The organism is Pseudomonas sp. PICF141 (assembly GCF_002286815.1).
GTDB lineage: Bacteria > Pseudomonadota > Gammaproteobacteria > Pseudomonadales > Pseudomonadaceae > Aquipseudomonas.
Map to the genome: position 1 here is coordinate 1 of NZ_MUNM01000026.1, position 20,739 is coordinate 20,739.

The following is a 20,739-nucleotide window of genomic DNA, read 5'->3' on the forward strand; positions in this document are numbered from 1 at the left end:
AGGAACTTGGTGCTGAAGGTCGCGAATGGGCCAAACAGGATGACGCGCTTGCCGTCCAGGACACGGGTGTCCAGGTGCGGAACCGACATGGGCGGTGCGCCAACCGAGGCTTTGCCGTAGGCCTTGGCCAGGTGTTGCTCGGCCAGGGTCGGGTTTTCGGTCACGAGGAACGAACCACCAACCGGGAAGCCTGCGTATTCCTTGGCTTCAGGAATGCCGGACTTCTGCAGCAGATGCAGTGCACCGCCGCCCGCGCCGATGAAGACGAACTTGGCGTCGGTTTCGGTTTTGGTGCCGTCTTTCAGGTTTTTGTAGCTGACGCGCCAGCTGCCGTCTTCGTTCTTGGTGATGTCTTGCACTTCGCTAGACACTTTCAAGTCGAACTTTGGCGTGGTTTGCAGGTGTGCGACGAACTGGCGGGTGATCTCGCCGAAGTTGACGTCGGTACCGAGCGGGCTCCAGGTGGCCGCGACTTTCTGGCTCGGGTCACGCCCTTCCATCATCAGCGGAACCCACTTCTTGATCACAGCCGGGTCTTCGGAGTACTGCATGCCGGCGAACAGCGGGCTCGCTTGCAGGGCTTCGTAGCGCTTCTTCAGGAACTTGATGTTGTCATCGCCCCACACAAAGCTCATGTGCGGAGTGGAGTTGATGAACGAACGCGGGTTCTTCAGCACGCCTTGCTGAACTTGCCAGGCCCAGAACTGACGGGAGATCTGGAAGGCTTCGTTGATTTCAACGGCTTTCGGGATCTGGACGTTGCCCTTGTCGTCTTCCGGGGTGTAGTTCAACTCGGCCAGGGCAGAGTGACCGGTACCGGCGTTGTTCCAGCCGTTGGAGCTTTCCTGGGCGACGCCGTCGAGGCGCTCGACCATTTCCATCGACAGACCAGGTTCCAGCTCATTGAGCCAGACACCCAGCGTTGCACTCATGATGCCGCCGCCAATGAGCAGCACATCGACTTTCTTTGCCTCTTCCGCTTGAACGGACGTGATCCCCATCGACAAAGTCAGCCCCAGCAGGGCCGTGTTCAGTTTCTTAAACATCTGTAGCACCTATGATAAACGCCATCCGCCCTCATTCCTCAACATGAGCAACCCAGGTGTACGGATACGCAGGCAGCGTACCGTGAGTTCCTGCATCGATAAGGATTTGAAGGTGGGCACACAAGGCCGACGTGTCTCCATCGACCTCAGTTATATGTCCCTCGTGCACTGACTTTTTATCATTATTGGCTCAGTTACTTGAGCGACATTGATTCTGTCGGACGTCTGTGAACGTACGAACCGAATAAGTCAAACCAAGTTAATGCGACAGAATATCACGCCTCGGCCAGCCTGCGCGCCCGAAAGGACTGCACGCTAGTCGGGACGAGACCCACACCCGGCATCTTTGCTCAAACGATCCAGCACAAACGCCTTGGCGTTGCGCGTCATTTGGTCGAGATGCCGGTCGCGCTGCTTCTCCGCATCGATCATTGCCCGCTTGCCGTGTTTTTGCAGCAGATACGTATGTATCTGCCGCACCTCCACAGAACTGTAGATCGAGGTGACATCCAGCAAGCCCATCAAGCCTTCGGTGCCGTGATCACGGGTGTTCATCAGCACCTGAGTGCCGCGCACACCCAGCACCTGGAAGCCCATCGATTCGAACCAGGGCACCTTGGCGACGGTGCAGGTCAGTTCGGTATGCGGGTAGCGGTCGAGCATGTCTTGCAGCATCGCCCGGGCGACGCCCCGCCGCCGGTGGCTGGCCTGCACCGCCATGTACGCCACACCGCACGCCTGGGGGTCGTCCTTGACCGGCAAATACAGCAGAAAGCCGATGACTTGCTCCGGGTCTTCATCATCCGTGGCGACGATCAGTTCGACCGCGATGCCTTTGGCGCCACTGAGCGCTTCGAGGTAGAGATGAACCTCATAACCCACCGCGTATTGATAGATGTTGTACAACGGGTTGCTCGGCGCGATGCCCACCATGCTGATGTCGGTCAGGTTGTCGACGACCATCTGCAGAATCTGGCTGTTGATGGGCTCCGGGCACGGGGTGGCGAAGTGGGTGAGCTGGGGCATTGCGTTTTAGACTCCGGGTTAAGCCCGCTATTGTCACAGATCGAGCCCTCGCAGGAAAATCACCGCTCGGGCGCGACGATGCGGAAACGGATATTGATGTCGTTGGAGACAACATTGTCCGCCCACTCCCCTTCGCCGATCTTGAAGTCCCGGCGTTTCACGATGATGTCGCCATCGAAGAGGCCGATGCCCTTCTCCGGCTTCAGCAATACCGTGACCTGCAACTTTCGCGTCATGCCCCGAAGGTTGAGATTGCCGGTGATCAGGTAGCGGTGATTGCCCAGCGCTTTTACCCCAGTCGATTCAAAGGTCGCCACCGGATACTCCGCCGTGTTGAACCAGGCAGGTTTTTGCAGCTCACTGTTGGCATCGCTGCCCCCGGCGTCGATGCTGGCAAGGTCGATGGTCAGCTTGGCGTGGGCCGCGGTGGGGTTCGCCGTATCGAAATCGAGCGTGGCGTCGAACTTGCCGAAGGTGCCGTACGCCCTGGAGCCGAACTGTTTATAGGTGAACGAGATCTTGCTGGCGGTGGTGTTTACTTGCGTGTATTCGACGGCATGGGCGCAGGGCAAGGTGCCGGCCAGGAGGATGGCGAGCAATGCGGCGAAACGCGGGAATCGAGGGAACATGGGATTCTCCGGTTGAAGCGCCTTGGGATTCAATCACCACACAGGTGTGTCAATGGACTTAAGCAAATATTCGTTGAATACGCTAGGTCCATGGATAAATGCGATCCATAGCCGCTGGCGAAGCCGGAGCTCGACAGCTGCTACAAGGATTGGCGGCTTATTACGAATAAGCTCCAATCATCCACTTCACTTTTTCCAGCGCCGCCCTCAATGCGCCCAGCTCCACCGAGCCCAGCGCCAGACGAAACGCATGGGGAACGTTGGCTGACGTGGCGAACGGTTCGGCGGTGGAAACCGAGACATTTACGCGCATCAACGCCATGGCGATCTGGTCGGCCCTTGCGTCTTCCGACAACGGCAGCCAAAGAAAATACGACGAGGGATGGCGAATGCAGCGCAGCCCCGCCAGTACCTCGCCGGCCACGACTTGCCTCGCTTGCGCGTCCTGGCGCTTCTCGGCTTCCAGTTGCATGACGGTGCCATCGTCGAGCCAGGCAGTGGCGATTGCTGTCATCACACCGGGAGTGTTCCAGGTGGTGGCTTTGACCGTGCGTTCCAGCGCGGGCACGTGTTGAAGGGGGGCGACGACGAAGCCGACGCGCAACCCCGTGGCCACGCTTTTGGAGAGCCCTGACACGTAAATCGTCCTCTCAGGGGCGAGTACCGCCAGCGGCGCAGGAGGATTCTCCGCGAGGAAGGCGTAAGCGGCGTCCTCAATGATCAGCAGCCCATGCCGGCGCGCAATCGTCACCAGAGAATCGCGTTGATCGGCACTCATCACCCATCCCAACGGGTTATGCAGAGTCGGCATCGTGTACACGGCCCGTACGCGCCTGTGCCGGCACAGGCTTTCCAGCGCCTCCAGATCCGGGCCGTGATCGAGCACGGGAATGGGCACGATTTCAAGGTGCAATGAGTCGGCCAGGGCCTTGAAGCCTGAATAGGTCAACGCGTCCGCTGCAATCACGTCACCGGGTTGCAACAGCGCCATCATGGTCACGGCCAGCCCTTGCTGGGCACCGGTGACGATCAGCACCTGCTGCGCCTCGACCGCCAGGCCTCGGACGCGCAAATGACGCGCCACCGAAGCACGTTCATGCAGACGCCCCGCGTGTGGCTGGTAGCGCAGCAGCGATTCCAGATCGCCGGCCGAGGCGAGCTGGCGCAGGGCATTTCGCAGCAGTTCCGCCTGCCCTGGAAGCGCCGGATAGTTGAAGTTCAGGTCCGTCATGCCGGCGGCAACGCTATGCTGATCGATACTCTGGCCCGGCGACCACGAGGTTTCTCTCACGAAGGTGCCCCGCCCCATTTCCCCGCTGACCAGGCCCATGGCTTCCAGCTCCGCGTAAACCCGGCTAGCCGTCACCAGTGCCAGGCCTTGCGTTGCCGCCAACTGACGGTGGGTCGGCAGGCGCGTGCCTGGCAACAGTCGTCCTGAACGGATGTCCGCGGCAAATTCATCGACCAGTGATTTGTAGCGTGAACGAGGCATGGGCAAGTGTATCCATGACAATATTTTGATTGTATTGAGTTTCGTCCATACGATGCCTCCTATGCAACTGGCATAAAGGGAGTCCTCAATGGAACGCACATCGAACCTGCAAACCCACACCACGGTAAAGAGCGCGAGCGGCTGGCTCAACGGGTTCCTCGGCGTGCTCATTTTCAGCGGCTCGCTGCCAGCGACGCGGGTGGCTGTCCTGGAATTTGACCCGGTCTTTTTGACGGTTGCCCGGGCCAGCATCGCTGCCTTTCTGGCGCTGGGGATGTTGCTGCTTTTCAACGAAAAACGGCCGGCCAAGGGTCAGCTGCTTTCCCTGGCAATTGTGGCTTTTGGCGTTGTAGTGGGGTTTCCGCTGCTGACGGCGCTGGCGCTGCAATATGTGACGTCTGCGCACTCCATCGTCTTCGTTGGCCTGTTGCCATTGGCCACGGCAGCCTTTGGAGTCTGGCGCGGTGGTGAGCGTCCGCGGCCGGTCTTCTGGTTTTTCTCGGTGTCGGGAAGCCTGCTGGTGGTGGGGTTTGCCGTCTCCCAAGGCCTGAGCGCTTCTCCTGCGGGGGACATTCTGATGTTGCTGGCCATCCTCGCCTGCGGATTGGGCTATGCAGAAGGCGCCAAGCTTTCAAGAACACTGGGCGGCTGGCAGGTGATTTCCTGGGCCCTGGTGCTGTCGCTGCCGGTCATGATCCCGCTGACCTGGTTCCTGAGCCCGCCTTCGCTTTCGGGAATAACGCCGACTGCATGGTTCAGCCTGGCTTACGTCTCGCTGTTCAGCATGTTTCTCGGCTTCGTGTTCTGGTATCGCGGATTGGCCCAGGGCGGGATTGCCGCCGTCGGTCAACTGCAGTTGTTGCAGCCGTTTTTTGGCCTGGCGCTGGCGGCCACGCTGCTGCATGAACACGTCAGCCTTGGCATGTTGGGTGTGACCGTTGCGGTGATCCTTTGCGTGGTCGGTGCACGCAAGTTCTCGAAATAGACTGCTCGCCGTCAGAAACCGACTGTTGGTCGGTCTGGCCGTCGCAGGAATACTAACCTTTTAAGGTAAGGCCTGAATCGTCATGGTGGACCGGCCTCCGAGTTGTTTCCGGCCCACCGCAGTACTCGAGAGGAGGAATGAAAAATGGCCGATTTAGAGAAGAAAATGCCGGTGCAGACCGACGAAGAAAAAACCAATCAACAACAGATGGCGACATCAGACCCTTGGCGTCCTCTGGAAAAACTGCGCCAGCAGGTCGATCACCTGTTCGAAGACTTCAATCGTGGCTCGATGCTGACGCCTTTCCGGCGTGGGTTATTCGATGTCGAACCGTTCTGGAATCGGGAATTCATCGGTCGCAGCGTGCCGGCGGTGGACATTACCGAGAAAGATGAAAGCTTCGAAATCACCGCCGAACTGCCAGGCATGGATCAGGAAAATATCGACATCAAATTGTCCAACGGCAATCTGATCATCAAGGGTGAAAAGAAAGAGGACAAGGAAGAAAAAAGAAAGGGCTATTACTTGTCAGAGCGTCACTATGGCGCCTTCGAACGGGCATTCAGCCTGCCAAAAGGTGTCGATCCCGACAAGATCGAAGCAAATTTCAGCAAAGGTGTGCTGAGTATTTCGCTGCCGAAAAAACCCGAAGCCATGAAAGCGGAGAAAAAGGTGCAAATCAAATCCAGTTGAATCGCCTGCAGTAACAAACAAAGCCCTTGCCGGGAAACCGGGGGGCTTTTTTGTTGTTTTGCGCCTGTCAGTCGACCTGGGACGATGGCTTGATGATCGTCAGACTGCAAGGTGCCCGGTTCAATACGCTTTCGGCTGTACTGCCGATGAAAATATCGATCCCGTGATGGTAGGTTGTCCCCAATACCACCATGTCGAAGGCGTGTCGTTGTGCAAAATGTGCGATCACCTCAGAGGGGATCCCAGGCAATAGATGTTGCTGTTGTTTCTCGATTCCGTAGCGCTCGGCAAGCACCTCGAAGGCCTCCAGCTGAGCATCGATGACCGCGTCTCGCAAACTGCCATCCAGTGTGGCTGTCGGCACGTTCACCTCAGACTCCCCCAACTGCGACCAGCCGTTGACGTTGAGCAGGTGCAAGGTGGCGCCGCAGGATTGCGCCAGTGTCGAAGCGAGGTCGAGAATCCGGTCATTCAGCCCTTGGGTCAGCGCCTCCAGATGGGACAGGTCGACGGTGGCGAGTATGCTCGACGGGTTTGGGTGTACGGCATCGGTGACCAGGTGCAAAGGCGCCGGACAGCCTCGCAGCAATTGCCAGTCCAGCGGTCGGTGGAAGGCCCGGTCGAGTGCCGACACACGGTGGGTGTCCTTGATCACCAGGTCCGCATGGAAGTCATTCACGTACTCAAGCAGATGCGCCAGGCTCGGTCTGGCCCAGACTACTTCAGTGGTCACCTGCAACCCCTCGCATCGTTGAAACCGGGCTTGCTGTTCCAGCCAGTGGCGATGCACCTGCAAGTAACCTTCCCGCGCCTGGGCCATTGCGTCGTGATCGAACAGGCCGGCCACCGCCAGTGCCTGAACATGATCGAAAGCGACGATGTGCAACATTGCACCGGTTGCACAGGCCAGGGCTCGCGCCCGATCGAAAGCCGGTGTATGGACCATTTCGGTCGGGGCAATCAATAGCAGACGTTGAATGTTCACCTCTACTCTCCTTGCACCATCGGCCATTGCATCGCACGGGCCAACAGGGCGGCCCGGTCGAACGCCGGAGTACGAGTCATGGCACAAGGAGCGATCAATAGTAAACGCTGTGTCTGCGACATAGGGCACCTCGGCGCACGGCCATCTCGATGCAGCGGATAGAACCACAGAGTGAGCGTTTCAGAGCCGCAGGATTTGATCTTTGTCAGCTATCGGGTCGACCGTTCTTCTGAATCGTCAGTTTGCTGCAAACAAACCCGAAAGCGGCTCTGCAACGCCTCCACCACACGTCGGGCTGCATGCGGCATCACTCGCCCGGTTGATAAAGATCAATCCCGTTCCCCCCGTCAGTGACAGGATAAATACAGGGTTTCGGTGCCCAAACGCAGGGGGCCATGAAGCACAGGTGTTTATGCAATTTTTGACGGGAGTTTTGTCATGTCTGAGCAATTACGCTTCATGCTGGTCGTCTCGCCGCTCATGGAAAACAGCCCCGCGTTCGACCGGGCCGCCGCGTTGGCCAAGGCCTCGGGCGCGGCCCTGCACATCGTCGCCTTCGATTACCTGGAAGGTTTGGCAACGGCCAACCTGGTCAATGGACAAGTGCTGGAGCAGATGCGGCTCGGGTATGTCGAGCGCCATCGCCAATGGCTCGAAGAACAGGCCCGTCCCTTGCGTAAAATCGGCGTGCCCGTCACCACTGAGGTGGTTTGGGTTGAAAGACCGTTGCAGGAAATCCTCGTTCACCTCAAAGAACAACCGATGGCAGTCCTGATCAAGGCTCTGGAATACGAGTCGCTGCTGTCACGGATCATGTTCACGCCTTTGGATATTCATCTGCTGCGCGAATGCCCGGTTCCGCTGCATTTTGTCAGCCATGTGCAGCACGCGTTGCCGCGCAAGATCGTCGCCGCGGTCGACCCCTTCCACAGCAATACTCAGTACAAGGATTTCAACGACAGGATTCTGCGCGAGGCGTCAAAACTGGCCAGCACCTGCAACGCCGAGCTCGATGTTATCTACGCCCATGACCTGTCATCGATCAGCGCGGACGAGTTCGATTTCGATAACAGCTCGACGTTTTTCGCTTCAGGCAAAGCCAAGACACTGTTCGACGCACAAGCCGATGCCTTCCGCGAACTGGCCGAACGCAACGGTATTGCGCCGGAGCAACAGCACATGATCATGGGCAACCCGGCCAAGGTCCTTACCCATTACGCCGATGCGTACAACGTCGATGTGATTGTCATGGGCCGGGTCGGCCATCGTGGCATGGATCGACTGGTGGGCAGCACCGTGGAGCATTTGCTGTACAAAATGCCGTGCAGCGTATGGGTGCTTTCACCTGAAGACCTGTAGAGCGAAGCCGGGACCTCGCTCGGGCGCTGAGCCGGGCCAGCAAACTCAGGACAATTTCTGGCACAGGTTCTTTTCTCGCCACGGGCTGCTCAAACGCAACACAAGTTTGCGCAATTCACTGAACCAGAAAACTGTGCTGGCCATAGCAAAACACAGGCCCCACTGGCCCAGCGTCAATGCACTCGTATTGAAAGCCTTGTTCAGTGGTGGCCAGTGCACCACGGCAATCTGCAAGGTCATCGCCAGGACTATTGCACCCCAGAGCCACTGGTTGGCGAATAATCCGATGAATGCACTGGCTGATTCCGAGCGAGCACTCAGTGCATTGAACAGTTGCGCCAATACCAGCACCGTAAAACAGGCCGTACGGGCCTGAACCAGCGATTCATTGCCCGGTATCAGGCCACCAGGCAGCATCCAGTCGACCGTCAGCAAACTCGCCAACGCCATCGCCAGACCGACCTGGAGCACGCCGCTCCACATGTTTGTGTCGATGATTCGATCCGTTGGCTTGCGCGGGCTGCGTGTCATCACATCCTCACTGTGCGGATCGAGCCCCATCGCGATGGCAGGCGCCGCATCAGTGATCAGGTTGATCCACAGAATCTGTGTGGCCAGCAGCGGCAGGATGATCCCGCCCTTCTCGTCTACCAAGCCAATAATCCCGGCACCGACGACGGCAAGAAAGACCGTTAGAACTTCCCCCATATTGGAAGACAGCAAGTAACGAAGAAACTTGCGGATATTGTCCAGAATCCCGCGCCCTTCGCGAACGGCCAGCACGATGGTCGCGAAGTTATCATCAGCCAGAATCATTTTTCCCGCCTGCTTGGTCACCTCCGTCCCGGTGATGCCCATGGCAATGCCGATATCGGCTGACTTCAGTGCCGGTGCATCATTCACACCATCCCCGGTCATCGCCACCACATGCCCCTGCGCCTGAAGCGCGTCGACAATCCTCAGCTTATGCGAGGGCGCCACGCGTGCATAAACAGATGTCGATTTGACCGCCTCGGCCAAGGCCGCATCGTCCAGTTCATCCAGGTCGGCACCGGTCAAAGCCCCTCCACCGGCCTGGATGATGCCCAGGTCCTCGGCGATGCGGGCAGCCGTTCGCGGATGGTCGCCAGTGATCATGATGATGCGGATGCCTGCCCGATGGGCCTCGGCAATGGCTGGCGCGACTTCTTCGCGCGGTGGATCACTGATGCCGACCGTCCCGATGAAAACCAGCGCTTTCTCAAGGGGTTGACCGGCCGTGACATCCTCTTCGGGTGACAACGGACGGTACGCCACGGACAGCGTGCGCAAAGCGGCACCCGATAATTCATTCACATCGGCCACGGCTTTGGCACGCAGGTCGTCGGTGAGTGGCACGACATCCATGCCGACCTGAACGTGTGTGCAATGTTGAAGAAGCACATCCGGCGCGCCCTTGCTGATCAGCAATCGCTCATCGTTGCGCTCATGATCGATGACCAGTACCGACATCATTTTTCGATCAGAGGTAAAGGGTATTTCCGCCACGCGCTCGAAGCGTTCCGTGCTGCGAACCGGGGCATCAAGCTTGCGCTCCGCCACCAGAAAAGCGCCCTCGGTCGGATCGCCTTGAATCACCCAGCTGCCCTCTTCCTGCTGCGTCAGCGCGGCATTGCCCGCCAGGCTTCCACCACGCAGTAACAGCACATTTTCGCTGTGCACCGGGCCGCCGCTCATGGGCAGGTCCTGGTGGTGAATCTGCCCCTGCGGGGCATAACCGACGCCGCTGACGACCCCTTTGCCTGATGCCGTCATGGTTTGCTGGATGGTCATTTCAGAACGGGTCAGCGTGCCGGTCTTGTCGGTGCAGATGACCGATGCAGACCCCAGGGTCTCAACCGAAGACAGTCGCTTGATGATGGCTTTGTTGCGGGCCATCCGCAGCATGCCGAATGCGAGCACCAGTGATAAAACCGCAGGCAGCCCCTCTGGCACCGCCGCGACCGCCAGAGACACACCCAGCAGAAGCACCCGCAGCACGTCGTCGACCGTGTGAACATCAGTGAGCATCAGCACTGCCGCAACGACAACCGCCGCGATCAGCAGAACCGCCATGCCGAGCATCCGCCCTATGGCGCGTACTTCCTTTTGCAGTGGCGTCACCTCTTCGGGCGTGACGTCCAGCAGATGAGCGATCGCCCCGATTTCAGTCGCCATACCAACGGCCGTGACGATGCCGAGCCCCGAACCCTGGGCGATGGCTGTGCCTTTGAACACCATATTGGAGCGCTCTGCCAAAGGGACTTCGGTGCTCGAACACGTAGTGTTTTTCGAGACCGCTTCACTTTCTCCGGTCAGCGATGCTTCCAGGACCCGCAAGGCATTGGCCTGAACAAGACGAGCATCGGCGCCCACCGAATCACCTTCGGATAACACCAGCAGATCGCCGACTACCAGTTGCTCACTGGGGATACGCGTCAAGGCTCCATTGCGAATGACGGAGGACGAGGTTTGGGTCAGTCTGGCCAGCGCTGCCACAGCTCGCTGTGAGCGGGTTTCCTGGAAAAATCCGAGGAATGCATTAGCCAGCACAATCAGGGTGATGACCAATGCATCAACAGGCCAATCGCGGCTATCGCTCAGCCACCAGATGGCCAAGGTAATGGCCACTGCGACGAGCAGCAGATACACCAGCGGATCCTGAAACTGCACCAGTAGATAATGCCAGGCGGGTTTGACCGGTTGAACCCGTAACGCATTGGGCCCGTCTCGGTTCAGACGGGCCTGGGCTTGTGCACTGGACAAGCCCAGGCCGATGTCAGTGTCCAGCTCACGGGCAACCATTCCCACGTCTTCAAGGTGAGGGTGAGTGATCGTGTGGCTGCCAGACTCGACTGTCATGCTCATCTTATCCCCGGCTCCTTGCCGGACAACCGGCCAAGGGGTTTATGTCACAGTGATGAGCTTGAGGGCTGATCGAGGGGGGTTAATTCAACACTGTCGCGGTACTCCGGCACCGACACCGACCAGCCCAGTTCCAGACTGATACGCCGGCGCAGTACATCCGAGGCATTCGGTTCCCCATGCACCACATAAGTGTGTTTCGGCGGCCGTTTGAACCCGCGCAACCACTGCATGATTTCATCCGCATCGGCATGAGCGGACAGCGTTTGCATCGGTACCACCTCGGCCCGGATCGGCACGTCTTTGCCATGAATACGCACCGATGGCGCACCGGCGACGATCTGCGCACCACGGGTACCGCCCGCCTGGAAGCCCGGCACCAGCAACGTGTTCAACGGGTTGGGGGCCAGTGCCTTGAGGTGATGAAGGACGCGCCCACCGGTGGCCATGCCGCTGGCGGCGATGATCACCGCCGGGGTGCGTTGCTGGTCCAGTTCGATTGAGTCTCGGGTCGAGCGCACGAACTGCGCGACATGGCACATGCCCTCGCACTCTTGCAGTGATAAGCGGTGTTCACTGCGAAAACGCTGATAAAGGCGCGTAACGTCGGTGGCCATGGGGCTGTTGAGGTAGATCGGCAGGTCCGGAATCGCCCGTGCCTGGACAAGCCTGTACAGGTAATACATCAGCAATTGCGCGCGTCCGACCGCAAATGAGGGCACCAGCGTGATGCCGTGGCGCAAAGCGGTGCGGGTGATGACCTGAGCCAGTTGCTCCTCCGGGGATTCAACCGGGTGCTGGCGGTCACCGTAGGTCGATTCCACCAGCAGATAATCGGTCTGCTCGATGATTTGCGGGGCGAACATCAATGGATCGTTCGGCCGCCCCAGGTCCCCGGAGCACACTAGCGTCATGCCATCGGCCACCACTTCCACCGTGGCGGCGCCCAGTATGTGCCCGGCGCAGCGCAACAGGATGCTCATGCCCGGAACAATCTGGACCCGGTGATGCAACTCCACCGGATGCAACAGCTTGAGCGCCTGCTCGGCGTCGTGCTCGGTATAAAGCGGCAGCGCCGGACTGTGTTTGGAGAAGCCATGGCGATTGGCAAACTCGGCTTCTTCTTCCTGCAAGCGGCCACTGTCGCGCAACAGGATTTTCACCAGTTCACAGGTTGCGGGGGTGGCATACACCGGCCCGCGATAACCGTTGCGCACCAGCACCGGTAAATAGCCACTGTGATCCAGATGGGCATGGGTCAGCACGATGGCATCGAGGTCGCGAACCGGTACCTGGAAACGGTCCCAGTTGTGCAGACGCAGTTGTTTATAGCCCTGGAACAAACCGCAATCGATCAGCACATGGTGGTCGTGATGTTCCAGCAGGTACTTGCTGCCGGTCACCGTGCCCGCCGCACCGAGAAATGTCATACGCATCATCATTTCCTCATGCCAGGTATCGCTTTACCCGACGGATAAATGCTTATCCATGGTTTTCCCCTCGGTTCATGGCGGCAGGGAAGTGTCAGGTTGTGATGAACAGTAGCTGGCGGATGGCCGTGGGACTCTGATTTTTGTCAATGAATGACCGCTAGTGACAGCCGGACGCACCCACAGAAGCGTTGTTGATTTAACTCAATGTCTTGATGCCATTCACGTGTAAAAAAACCTGATCGGGCCAGGCTTTGCGCCCGCTGCAATCCATCCATCGGACAGAGGGCATCACCATGAGCGACTTGAGTTTGCGTCAACGCATTCTGGAAGAGCTTGAGTTCCAGCCAGGTATCGATGCTGCCAACATCGGTGTGACCGTGGACAACGGCGTCGTTACCCTCTCCGGCCACGTCAAGAGCTACATACAGAAAATCAATGCGGAACGCGCGGTAAAAAGCATCAAGGGCGTACGCGCGCTGGCCGAAGAAATTCAGGTCAGACCAGAGAAAAACGCTGGTACGGCGGATGACACCATCGCTGCCCGGGCCTTGAACATCATCGCGTGGAGCTCAGACGTTCCCGAAGATGACATCGAAATCACGGTGCAGAACGGCTGGGTCACCCTTGAAGGCGAAGTGGACTGGCAATACCAGAAAGAAACCGTGGAGCGGGCCGTGCACAAATTGTCGGGAGTGGTCGGCATCGACAACCTGCTGACCCTTCGTGCGCGGGTGAATGCAGTCGATGTCCAGCAACGTATCGAAGATGCCCTCAAACGCAATGCCGAAGTCGATGCCAAGGAGATCCACGTCAAGGTCGAAGGCGACACCGTGAAGCTTGAAGGCAGGGTTCATTTGTGGCGCGAACGCAAGATCGCGGAACGTGCAGCCTGGTCGGTGCCCGGCGTGAAGCAGGTTGAAGATCATTTGCTGCTCGCCTGAGTCAATGACCTGTGGATCGCACTGGCCGCGTTTCACTGGAGGGGCATGATGTTCGCGGTCACATTGATCAATACGCTGGTGGTGATCAGTGTCGTGGTGATTCACTACGAATGCCTGTTACGCCTCAATGACTGGCTGCCGAAGCTTAAACTCTGGAGCCGCTTCAGGATTGTCGTCGGGGTGTTCGGTGCTCTGGTGGCCCATGCCATAGAGGTGTGGTGCTTCGCGCTGGTCTATCACCTGATGGTGCGCTCCGGAAAATGGGGCAGCCTGATCGGCAGTTTCGACGGTTCATTGATGGACTGCGTGTATTTTTCATTCACCACGTACACCACAATCGGTTTCGGCGACATTGCACCGGTGGGCAACCTCAAGTACCTCACGGGTCTGGAGGCCCTGACCGGTCTGGTGCTCATCACCTGGACGGCATCCTTTCTGTTTATCGAAATGCAGAAGTACTGGAAGCGCAAATAACCCTCCGCCCTTAGCGCCTGTCGAGATAACGGAACAGTTCCTCCTCCTGGTCGAAGTGCAGTTGCACAAGGGTATCCAGACGAATCAACTGGTGCTGAATCTCATCGGCGCAAGCCGTTGCAGGGTCGGCACTGAAGTCAGCGCTCATGCGCGCCAGCACATGAATAAGGCGAAAGATCTCTCGATGGGCATGGCTCAATGCCGACAAGGGATCCTCACCCTGCATATTTCGCGTCAGCAACGGGTACAGGTTTTTTTCATCTTCGTGTTCATGGCGGGCCAGTGAGGTTTGCAGCTTATTCACCAGTTCGTCCAGGTCGGTCTGTGCTTGCTCAAGAGGACGCAGGGCAAAGTCGTTGGCCATCTTATGCAGATCGCTCAGCACTGCGCAGAGTTGATCGTGTTCATCCTGCAGGCGATCGATATGCTCTCCGGCAAGCTGTTGGCGCAGACCTCGCGACGGCATCAATGCACGCAGGGCATTGATAATGATCACCACGTCGATGCCTTCCTGCACAATCGCGCCAATAAGCGGCGGCAGGTAACCGAAGGCCGCCACAACCATGGCCAGCAAGGACATGCCCATGCCGACCAACACGCCTTGGCGGGCGATGTGACGGGTTCGGCGGGCAATGTCCAGCGCCTCTACCAGGCGATCCAGGCGATCCACCAGCAGCACAACCCCCGCGGCTTGCGCAGAGGCCGTGGCACCGCTGGCTCCCATCGCCACACCGACATGGGCCGCCGCCAGTGCGGGGGCATCGTTGATGCCATCGCCCACCATCAGTGTGCTGGCGCGCAGGCAGCCTTCCTGGACCACACGCACTTTATCCTCAGGGGTCAACCCGGCACGCAGCTCGTCGATACCGGCCGACAGCGCAATCATCTCGGCGGTTTCCAGGCGATCACCCGTGAGCATGACGACTCGCTCGATGCCTCTGTTGCGCAGTCGACGCAGGGTTAGCGGGGTTTCCCGACGCAGGTTGTCCGAGAAAACCAGCAAACCGGCGAGTGCCCCATCCACTTCAATGAAACTGCCACTGCACGCCAGGTAATCCATGTGGCGCAGCATGGTTGTGGCCCAGCCAGGCACAGGCATGTCTTTATGAACGAACGACAAGGTGCCGAAACGCACCCGCAGGCCATCGATCAGCCCGCTAAGACCTGCGCCCGGAATTTCCTCAACGTCCTGCGGCAGGCTGAGCGGCAATCCACGCTGACAGGCCGCTGTGACAATGGCCTGGGAAATCGGGTGCGTCGAGGCTTGCGCCAGCGAAGCGGCCAGGCCAAGCAGGCGCTGCGGTTCGAACGCTCCGTTGGTTTCAATCGACTGCAGACGGGCATGGCCGCTGGTCAGCGTGCCGGTCTTGTCGAGAAACACTTGCTTGACCCCGGCCAGCGCTTCCAGGGTCACGCCGTCCTTGATCAGGATCCCGCGCCGCGCCGCTCTGGAGATACCTGACATGATTGCGATCGGCACCGCCAGAATCAAAGGACAAGGTGTGGCCACCACCAAAACCGCCAGCGCTCGCAAAGAATCTCCACTGATGTACCAGGCGATCCCGGCAATCAGCAATGTCAGAGGAATGAAGAGCAATGCATAACGGTCGGCCAGACGCACAAAAGGCGCGCGCGAGCGTCGTGCGGCTTCGGCCAGGCGCACCACCCCGGCATAGGTGCTCTGCGCTGCCGTTCGCGTGGCAGCCAGGAGAATGGGCGCACCGACATTGGTCACGCCACTGGGCAGTTGCTCCCCTGCCTGGCGGGTGACCGGCAGTGACTCACCGCTGAGTGCCGATTCGTCCAGAACGGCGCCAGAACTGAGTAGACAGCCATCGACCGGTACCACCTCCCCCAAGCGTACAAGCAGTGTCTGCTGCGGCTGGATCTGCTCAACCGGTATCTGCCGTAAATCGCCATTTTCTTGCAGCCAGGCAAAGCGTGGCGCCCGGTCTACCAGCGCACGCAGCTCGCGTTCGGCACGTTGTCTGGTAAAAAACTCGAGGATGCGTCCTGACGCCAGCATCAAGGCAATCACCGCCGCCACCAGCGTCTGTTCAAAAAACAGCGCCGCTGCAATCGACAGCAATGCAATCAGATCGACACCGGCCTCGCGCCGGGCCAGGCGCCCGGCAATCTCGACGAGCAATACCAGGGCCATCACCAGACTGCCTGCGGCCCAGCAAATCGACGCCCAGTCAGACTGTTGGGCGATCTGCGCAATGCCCCCGACCAGCAGGGTCAGGGTGGTGAGCAGCAATAGCGCCGGGTCCAGCCACTTACCGAACATTGATGTGAGTTCCTGCACGCGACATGAATGGATAGAGCTTAGGACTCCAATGGCCGGCATGTCCGCAATGCGTCTGTATTTATCGTTAGCGCAACGGCTGCTGCCAGCCCCCCATTGCTGTCTGCGCTCTTTCTGATCTGGATCAAACTGGCTTTGGCCATTCACGTAGAGATTAAGAGTCAACGTTCACACCGCCGTATCTGCTATTCACTCAGTGGAGAAACGAAATGACCGACTCTGCGAAAAAAGTCCCCGTGAAAACCGAAGAAAAAACCGCTCTGCGCCCATCGACAACCGATCTGTGGCGGCCCTTGGAAAAGCTTCGCCAACAGGTGGATCACTTGTTTGAAGACTTCCATCGCGGTTCAGGGTTGTCGCCATTCAGCCGTGGGTTATTCGATGTAGACCCTCTGTGGCGCCGAGAGCTGTCAGGCCGCGGAATGCCTGCGGTAGACATCACCGAGAATGACAAAAGCTTCGAAGTCACTGCCGAATTGCCCGGCATGGATCAGAAGAACATCGAGATCAAACTGTCCAACGGCAGCCTGATCATCAAAGGCGAAAAGAAAGAGGAGAAAGAAGAGAAAAGGAAGGGCTATTACCTCAACGAGCGTAGCTATGGTTCCTTCGAGCGGATGTTCAACCTGCCCAAAGGCGTCGACGCCGAGAAGATCGAAGCGAGTTTCAACAAAGGCGTGCTGAAGGTCTCGCTGCCGAAAAAGCCTGAGGCCATGCAGGCGGATAAAGTCGTGCCGATCAAGGCCGACTGATCGCCCGACCGTCCTGCCCCTTGTCGGGAAACCGCCGAGGGGCTTTTTATCCTTGTGAAAATAGATCAAACAGTTCAAGTCAGTGCGGCCCCTGACAGTCGACGTGAATACCGCGCCGCATGGCACGACGGCCAACCCGCCTTTATGGGGTGACGTTCATGAACACACCTTCCCAAGATAGGCTGAACACACTTTATGGCGCGCATACGCACATTGACGAGGCCTCCATCGCCCCGCTCCTGCGTCAGTACGCCGAGCCCTTGCCGGAACTGAATTCGGCCGCATTGGGTGAAATGTTCGACCGCTACGCGGATGCGCGCGTGGTGATGATCGGAGAAGCCAGCCATGGCACCAGCGATTTCTATCGAACCCGGGCGGCGATCACCCAACGACTGATCGAGCAGCACGGGTTCAACATTGTTGCCGTTGAAGCCGACTGGCCAGACGCAGGCCATGTTGACCGTTATGCCCGAGGGTTGGCGCATTCGGCGTGGACACGGCACATCTTCAGCCGGTTCCCCACCTGGATGTGGCGCAATACCGATGTGCAAGCGTTCGCCCACTGGCTGCATCAGTACAACCATCAACATGCACCTGAACGCCGCGTCGAGTTTCGCGGCCTCGACGTTTACAGTTTGCGCAACTCGATCCATGAAGTGCTGAGTTATCTGGACCGAGTCGACCCGCAGCTGGCACACGAAGCTCGGCGGCGCTATGGCTGTTTGACGCCTTGGCAGGATGATCCTGCGCTGTACGGCCACTTTGTCGAACGCGACGGTGTAATGCCTTGCGAGCATGCGGTGGTCGAACAGCTCAATGCCATGCTCGCCGAACAGTTGGCCGGGCTTATCCAGGACGATGAGGCGTTCTTCGATGCAACGCAAAACGCCCGGGTCGTCCGGGCGGCGGAACAGTATTACCGCGCGATTTATCGAGGTTCGACCGCCTCCTGGAACCTGCGTGACCGGCATATGTTCGACACATTACAGGCGCTGCTTGAGCACCGGGGCCCTCAAGCCAAAGCCGTGGTGTGGGCGCACAACTCGCATATCGGCAATGCGGCCGCCACGCAGATGGGCTGGAGGGGGCAGTTCAATATCGGGCAGCTGTGCCGCAGTGCCTATGGGCGCGATGTCGTGCTGATCGGCATGAGCACCGACCGTGGCCAAGTGGCCGCGGCCGATGATTGGGATGGGGAGATGCTCATCAAGGACGTTCGGCCATCTCGTCCAGACAGTTGGGAGCGTCAGTTCCTCAAGGCCGGCGTGCCGGCTTCATTGACCGACTGGCGAGATCCGCAGCGAAAAGACCTGCGTCAAGCCCTGTCCGAACCGCTGCTGGAGCGGGCCATCGGGGTGATTTATCGCCCCGAAACCGAACGCAGCAGTCACTACTTCGAGGCGGTGCTGGCCGAACAATTCGACGCCATGGTCTGGATTGAACAGACGCAACCGGTGACGGCCTTGCCCTTGCCAAAAAGCCAGACGCTGGAACCGGAAGACGAAACCTTTCCATTTGGCGTCTGACAAGCATCAACCGGTGGAGGTCGACACTGGACCACCACCGTGCAGATACCGCTCGAACCAGTCGCCAGCCAGCCTGGCGACGGTTTCAAGCGCGCCTTTTTCTTCAAAAAGATGCGTAGCGCCCGGCACGACTTCCAGACGTTTCTCACACCGCAAGGCATGACTGCTTTGCACATTCAGATTGATCACCACCGGATCTTGCTCACCGACAATTTGCAGGGTCGGCGCCTTCACGCGGGCCAGCGCCGCACCTGCAAGGTCGGTCCGCCCTCCCCGGCTCACCACGGCATGCACCCGGTCCGCACGATCGGCCGCTGCCCTTAGCGCCGCAGCGGCACCGGTGCTGGCGCCGAACAATCCGATCCGAAGCTGTTGCAGTTCTGCATCCTGGCCAATCCAGTCGATTACCTTCACCAGTCGTCTGGAAAGTAGTTCGATGTCGAAACGCAGTTCCCGGGTCTGGTTATCCAGGTATTGCTCTGGTTCCGTGAGCAGGTCGAACAGTAAGGTACCCAGCCTCCGCCTGGCCAAAGACTCGGCAACGTGTTGATTACGCGGGCTTGAACGACTGCTGCCGCTGCCATGGACGAAGACCACCAGGCCGACAGCGTTCTTGGGCAGGCGCAAGTCAGCAGACAGCGCCACGTCCCCCAGGTCCAGCTTTCGATAGCGAGCCTCAATCATTTCAATCCTCCTGACCGGGAACACTCCAGCCGGATTCTCTGTGCCAGGCCCGATGCAAAAGATCGATAACTTCATCGTCCGAGGTCTGGGAAAAGTTCATGTACCAATAACCAATCGACATCATCCACTCAGGAATCAGCGGGCAGATCACCTCATCGACTTCGCTATACAGGGCTTCGAGCGTATCGAGCGGTGCCACCGGCACCGCAACGACGATACGCGACGGTGATTGCAGGCGCACCGCGCGTATCGCCGCCATCATAGAGGCCCCTGTCGCCAGGCCGTCGTCGACCAGAATCACCACCTGATCCTTGAGTTGCACCGGCACCCGCGTCCCACGGTAGGCACGCTCGCGACGCAACAACTCCTGCGTTTCCCGTGCGACCACGTTATCGAGTGTGCGCTGATCGATACGGTTCGCCCGCAGCGCCTCCTCATTGACGATTTGTATGCCGCCACTGGCAATCGCGCCCATGGCGAACTCCTCATGAGAGGGCACCCCGAGCTTGCGGACCAGCATCAGGTCGAGGCGAATCTTCAGGGCCGTGGCAATTTCATAGGCCACCGGCACGCCGCCACGGGGCAAGGCGAGAACGATGACATCGGGTCGATGAGCGTATTTGAGCAACGGTTCTACCAGTCTTCGACCGGCATCAACCCGGTCGCGCAAGATGGTTTGCGATGAGGAATTCCGAATCACTTGAAACCTCCCCGGACGATCACGCGTGTCGGCTCGTATTACACCACCCTGACTTCTCCAGTCTGTGGACAGCCATCACGTCTTCATTGAATCAAACATCATCTTCAGTTTAGATTCCGCTCCTGAAGTCTCCTTGTTGTTGATTTTTATCAAGTCCCCGCGCAAGGCTGTCCACTGGGCCTCCCAGGCGCATGCCCCACACAGCCCCTTACGCTATGATTCACTCACCGGCTCTGGATGGGAGGCTGCAATGCCTGACCTGCCTGCGAATCAGCGGTTGCGTTTGTACGACAGCGATGAACTCGATTCGGTGCTGCAGGCGATGGCGCGCCAGGCCGCAACCCTGTTACCGCCTGCACAAGCGGCAGTGGTTGGCATCCAGCGCCGCGGCGAGCCTCTGGCACAGCGTTTACGGCAACATCTGTCACGTCAGACCGGCCAGCCAGAGCTGCCTCTCTACCCGTTGAAGGTCAAGCGCTATGCCGATGACCTCAAGGTGCTGCATGAACACACGGCACTGACCGGCAACCCGCTTCTCAACACGCTGGACCTTGCCAATACCACGCTGCTGGTTGTCGATGATGTGCTGTTTGAAGGTCATTCTCTCCTGCGCACCTGTGCCTATTTGGCGCAATTGGGGGCTCGTCGGGTCTACACGGCAGTATTGGTCGACCGGCATGTCTGCCAGCAGCCGATCCATGCCGATATTGTCGGTGTGCACCTGCAAGTGGCCGCCCATGACATCGTCGAATGCAACGTGCCGCCCTATGAAATGGAGTTTTGCATTGAAGTGCTGCGTCATGGCGCCGCCCGCTGACGGTGC

The 20,739-nt window shown here is 58.8% G+C and carries 18 protein-coding genes; 8 read left to right on the top strand and 10 right to left on the bottom strand.

What is annotated here, in order from left to right; all coding sequences use genetic code 11:
- The 4 genes from BZL43_RS04945 to BZL43_RS04960 form a co-directional block, all read right to left on the bottom strand.
- Nucleotides 1-1,046, bottom strand: a 1,046-nt coding sequence (locus BZL43_RS04945; RefSeq protein ID WP_143517828.1) for a malate:quinone oxidoreductase, incomplete at its 3' end; no start/stop codon positions are given.
- 315 nt (nt 1,047-1,361) lie between these two features.
- The gene (locus tag BZL43_RS04950; RefSeq protein ID WP_095631271.1) at nt 1,362-2,072 is read right to left on the bottom strand and encodes a GNAT family N-acetyltransferase; all 711 of its coding nucleotides are present in this window, start codon (nt 2,070-2,072) and stop codon (nt 1,362-1,364) included.
- Between the two features lie 59 nt (nt 2,073-2,131).
- Nucleotides 2,132-2,701, bottom strand: coding sequence for a YceI family protein (locus BZL43_RS04955; RefSeq protein ID WP_095631272.1), 570 nt, complete (start codon nt 2,699-2,701; stop codon nt 2,132-2,134).
- Nucleotides 2,702-2,861: 160 nt separating this feature from the next.
- Complete coding sequence (locus tag BZL43_RS04960; protein ID WP_095631273.1) at nt 2,862-4,193, bottom strand: PLP-dependent aminotransferase family protein; 1,332 nt, start codon at nt 4,191-4,193, stop codon at nt 2,862-2,864.
- An 88-nt stretch (nt 4,194-4,281) separates the two neighbouring features.
- Here BZL43_RS04960 and BZL43_RS04965 point away from each other — a divergent pair, with 88 nt between their 5' ends.
- Nucleotides 4,282-5,178 carry a DMT family transporter gene (locus tag BZL43_RS04965; protein WP_095631274.1) on the top strand — a complete coding sequence of 299 codons (897 nt, stop codon included), beginning with the start codon at nt 4,282-4,284 and terminating at the stop codon, nt 5,176-5,178.
- Nucleotides 5,179-5,322: 144 nt separating this feature from the next.
- Nucleotides 5,323-5,871 (top strand): Hsp20/alpha crystallin family protein, encoded by a 549-nt coding sequence (locus BZL43_RS04970; protein WP_095631275.1) that lies wholly within the window; start codon nt 5,323-5,325, stop codon nt 5,869-5,871.
- A 67-nt stretch (nt 5,872-5,938) separates the two neighbouring features.
- Here the strand turns inward: BZL43_RS04970 and BZL43_RS04975 are convergent, their stop codons facing one another.
- A complete protein-coding gene (locus BZL43_RS04975; RefSeq protein WP_095631276.1) occupies nt 5,939-6,856 on the bottom strand; it encodes a universal stress protein in 918 nt (305 codons plus the stop codon).
- Nucleotides 6,857-7,294: 438 nt separating this feature from the next.
- On the opposite strand from BZL43_RS04975, the gene BZL43_RS04980 reads away from it, so the two are divergent.
- Nucleotides 7,295-8,215: a universal stress protein gene (locus BZL43_RS04980; protein WP_095631277.1), complete on the top strand. Its 921-nt coding sequence runs from the start codon at nt 7,295-7,297 to the stop codon at nt 8,213-8,215.
- 45 nt (nt 8,216-8,260) lie between these two features.
- On the opposite strand, the gene BZL43_RS04985 is transcribed toward BZL43_RS04980, so the two are convergent.
- Nucleotides 8,261-11,101, bottom strand: coding sequence for a cation-translocating P-type ATPase (locus tag BZL43_RS04985; protein ID WP_218228024.1), 2,841 nt, complete (start codon nt 11,099-11,101; stop codon nt 8,261-8,263).
- 44 nt (nt 11,102-11,145) lie between these two features.
- Nucleotides 11,146-12,534, bottom strand: a complete 1,389-nt coding sequence (locus BZL43_RS04990; protein ID WP_095631331.1) for an MBL fold metallo-hydrolase RNA specificity domain-containing protein — start codon at nt 12,532-12,534, stop codon at nt 11,146-11,148.
- 290 nt (nt 12,535-12,824) lie between these two features.
- Here BZL43_RS04990 and BZL43_RS04995 point away from each other — a divergent pair, with 290 nt between their 5' ends.
- Together BZL43_RS04995 and BZL43_RS05000 are read left to right on the top strand one after the other, a co-directional pair.
- On the top strand, nt 12,825-13,472 hold the full coding sequence (locus BZL43_RS04995) for a BON domain-containing protein (RefSeq protein ID WP_095631278.1): 648 nt from the start codon (nt 12,825-12,827) through the stop codon (nt 13,470-13,472).
- 48 nt (nt 13,473-13,520) lie between these two features.
- Entirely contained in the window at nt 13,521-13,946 is a 426-nt protein-coding gene (locus tag BZL43_RS05000; RefSeq protein WP_095631279.1) for a potassium channel family protein, read from the top strand.
- A 10-nt stretch (nt 13,947-13,956) separates the two neighbouring features.
- On the opposite strand, the gene BZL43_RS05005 is transcribed toward BZL43_RS05000, so the two are convergent.
- A complete protein-coding gene (locus BZL43_RS05005) occupies nt 13,957-16,236 on the bottom strand; it encodes a heavy metal translocating P-type ATPase (protein WP_095631280.1) in 2,280 nt (759 codons plus the stop codon).
- Nucleotides 16,237-16,463: 227 nt separating this feature from the next.
- On the opposite strand from BZL43_RS05005, the gene BZL43_RS05010 reads away from it, so the two are divergent.
- Nucleotides 16,464-17,006: an Hsp20/alpha crystallin family protein gene (locus BZL43_RS05010; RefSeq protein ID WP_095631281.1), complete on the top strand. Its 543-nt coding sequence runs from the start codon at nt 16,464-16,466 to the stop codon at nt 17,004-17,006.
- Between the two features lie 158 nt (nt 17,007-17,164).
- Nucleotides 17,165-18,532: an erythromycin esterase family protein gene (locus tag BZL43_RS05015; RefSeq protein ID WP_095631282.1), complete on the top strand. Its 1,368-nt coding sequence runs from the start codon at nt 17,165-17,167 to the stop codon at nt 18,530-18,532.
- 6 nt (nt 18,533-18,538) lie between these two features.
- On the opposite strand, the gene BZL43_RS05020 is transcribed toward BZL43_RS05015, so the two are convergent.
- Nucleotides 18,539-19,216 carry a dienelactone hydrolase family protein gene (locus tag BZL43_RS05020; protein ID WP_095631283.1) on the bottom strand — a complete coding sequence of 226 codons (678 nt, stop codon included), beginning with the start codon at nt 19,214-19,216 and terminating at the stop codon, nt 18,539-18,541.
- 1 nt (nt 19,217) lies between these two features.
- Nucleotides 19,218-19,913, bottom strand: a complete 696-nt coding sequence (locus BZL43_RS05025; RefSeq protein ID WP_095631332.1) for a phosphoribosyltransferase — start codon at nt 19,911-19,913, stop codon at nt 19,218-19,220.
- Between the two features lie 253 nt (nt 19,914-20,166).
- On the opposite strand from BZL43_RS05025, the gene BZL43_RS05030 reads away from it, so the two are divergent.
- Nucleotides 20,167-20,733, top strand: a complete 567-nt coding sequence (locus BZL43_RS05030) for a phosphoribosyltransferase family protein (protein ID WP_095631284.1) — start codon at nt 20,167-20,169, stop codon at nt 20,731-20,733.
- Nucleotides 20,734-20,739 lie beyond the last annotated feature (6 nt).

Excerpts from the sequence above, each read along its gene's own strand:
- BZL43_RS04950 (WP_095631271.1), bottom strand. The coding sequence starts at position 2,072 with ATGCCCCAGCTCACCCACTTCGCCACCCCGTGCCCGGAGCCCATCAAC.
- BZL43_RS04955 (WP_095631272.1), bottom strand. The coding sequence starts at position 2,701 with ATGTTCCCTCGATTCCCGCGTTTCGCCGCATTGCTCGCCATCCTCCTG.
- BZL43_RS04960 (WP_095631273.1), bottom strand. The coding sequence starts at position 4,193 with ATGCCTCGTTCACGCTACAAATCACTGGTCGATGAATTTGCCGCGGAC.
- BZL43_RS04965 (WP_095631274.1), top strand. The coding sequence starts at position 4,282 with ATGGAACGCACATCGAACCTGCAAACCCACACCACGGTAAAGAGCGCG.
- BZL43_RS04970 (WP_095631275.1), top strand. The coding sequence starts at position 5,323 with ATGGCCGATTTAGAGAAGAAAATGCCGGTGCAGACCGACGAAGAAAAA.
- BZL43_RS04980 (WP_095631277.1), top strand. The coding sequence starts at position 7,295 with ATGTCTGAGCAATTACGCTTCATGCTGGTCGTCTCGCCGCTCATGGAA.
- BZL43_RS04985 (WP_218228024.1), bottom strand. The coding sequence starts at position 11,101 with ATGAGCATGACAGTCGAGTCTGGCAGCCACACGATCACTCACCCTCAC.
- BZL43_RS04990 (WP_095631331.1), bottom strand. The coding sequence starts at position 12,534 with ATGCGTATGACATTTCTCGGTGCGGCGGGCACGGTGACCGGCAGCAAG.
- BZL43_RS04995 (WP_095631278.1), top strand. The coding sequence starts at position 12,825 with ATGAGCGACTTGAGTTTGCGTCAACGCATTCTGGAAGAGCTTGAGTTC.
- BZL43_RS05000 (WP_095631279.1), top strand. The coding sequence starts at position 13,521 with ATGTTCGCGGTCACATTGATCAATACGCTGGTGGTGATCAGTGTCGTG.
- BZL43_RS05005 (WP_095631280.1), bottom strand. The coding sequence starts at position 16,236 with ATGTTCGGTAAGTGGCTGGACCCGGCGCTATTGCTGCTCACCACCCTG.
- BZL43_RS05010 (WP_095631281.1), top strand. The coding sequence starts at position 16,464 with ATGACCGACTCTGCGAAAAAAGTCCCCGTGAAAACCGAAGAAAAAACC.
- BZL43_RS05015 (WP_095631282.1), top strand. The coding sequence starts at position 17,165 with ATGAACACACCTTCCCAAGATAGGCTGAACACACTTTATGGCGCGCAT.
- BZL43_RS05020 (WP_095631283.1), bottom strand. The coding sequence starts at position 19,216 with ATGATTGAGGCTCGCTATCGAAAGCTGGACCTGGGGGACGTGGCGCTG.
- BZL43_RS05030 (WP_095631284.1), top strand. The coding sequence starts at position 20,167 with ATGCCTGACCTGCCTGCGAATCAGCGGTTGCGTTTGTACGACAGCGAT.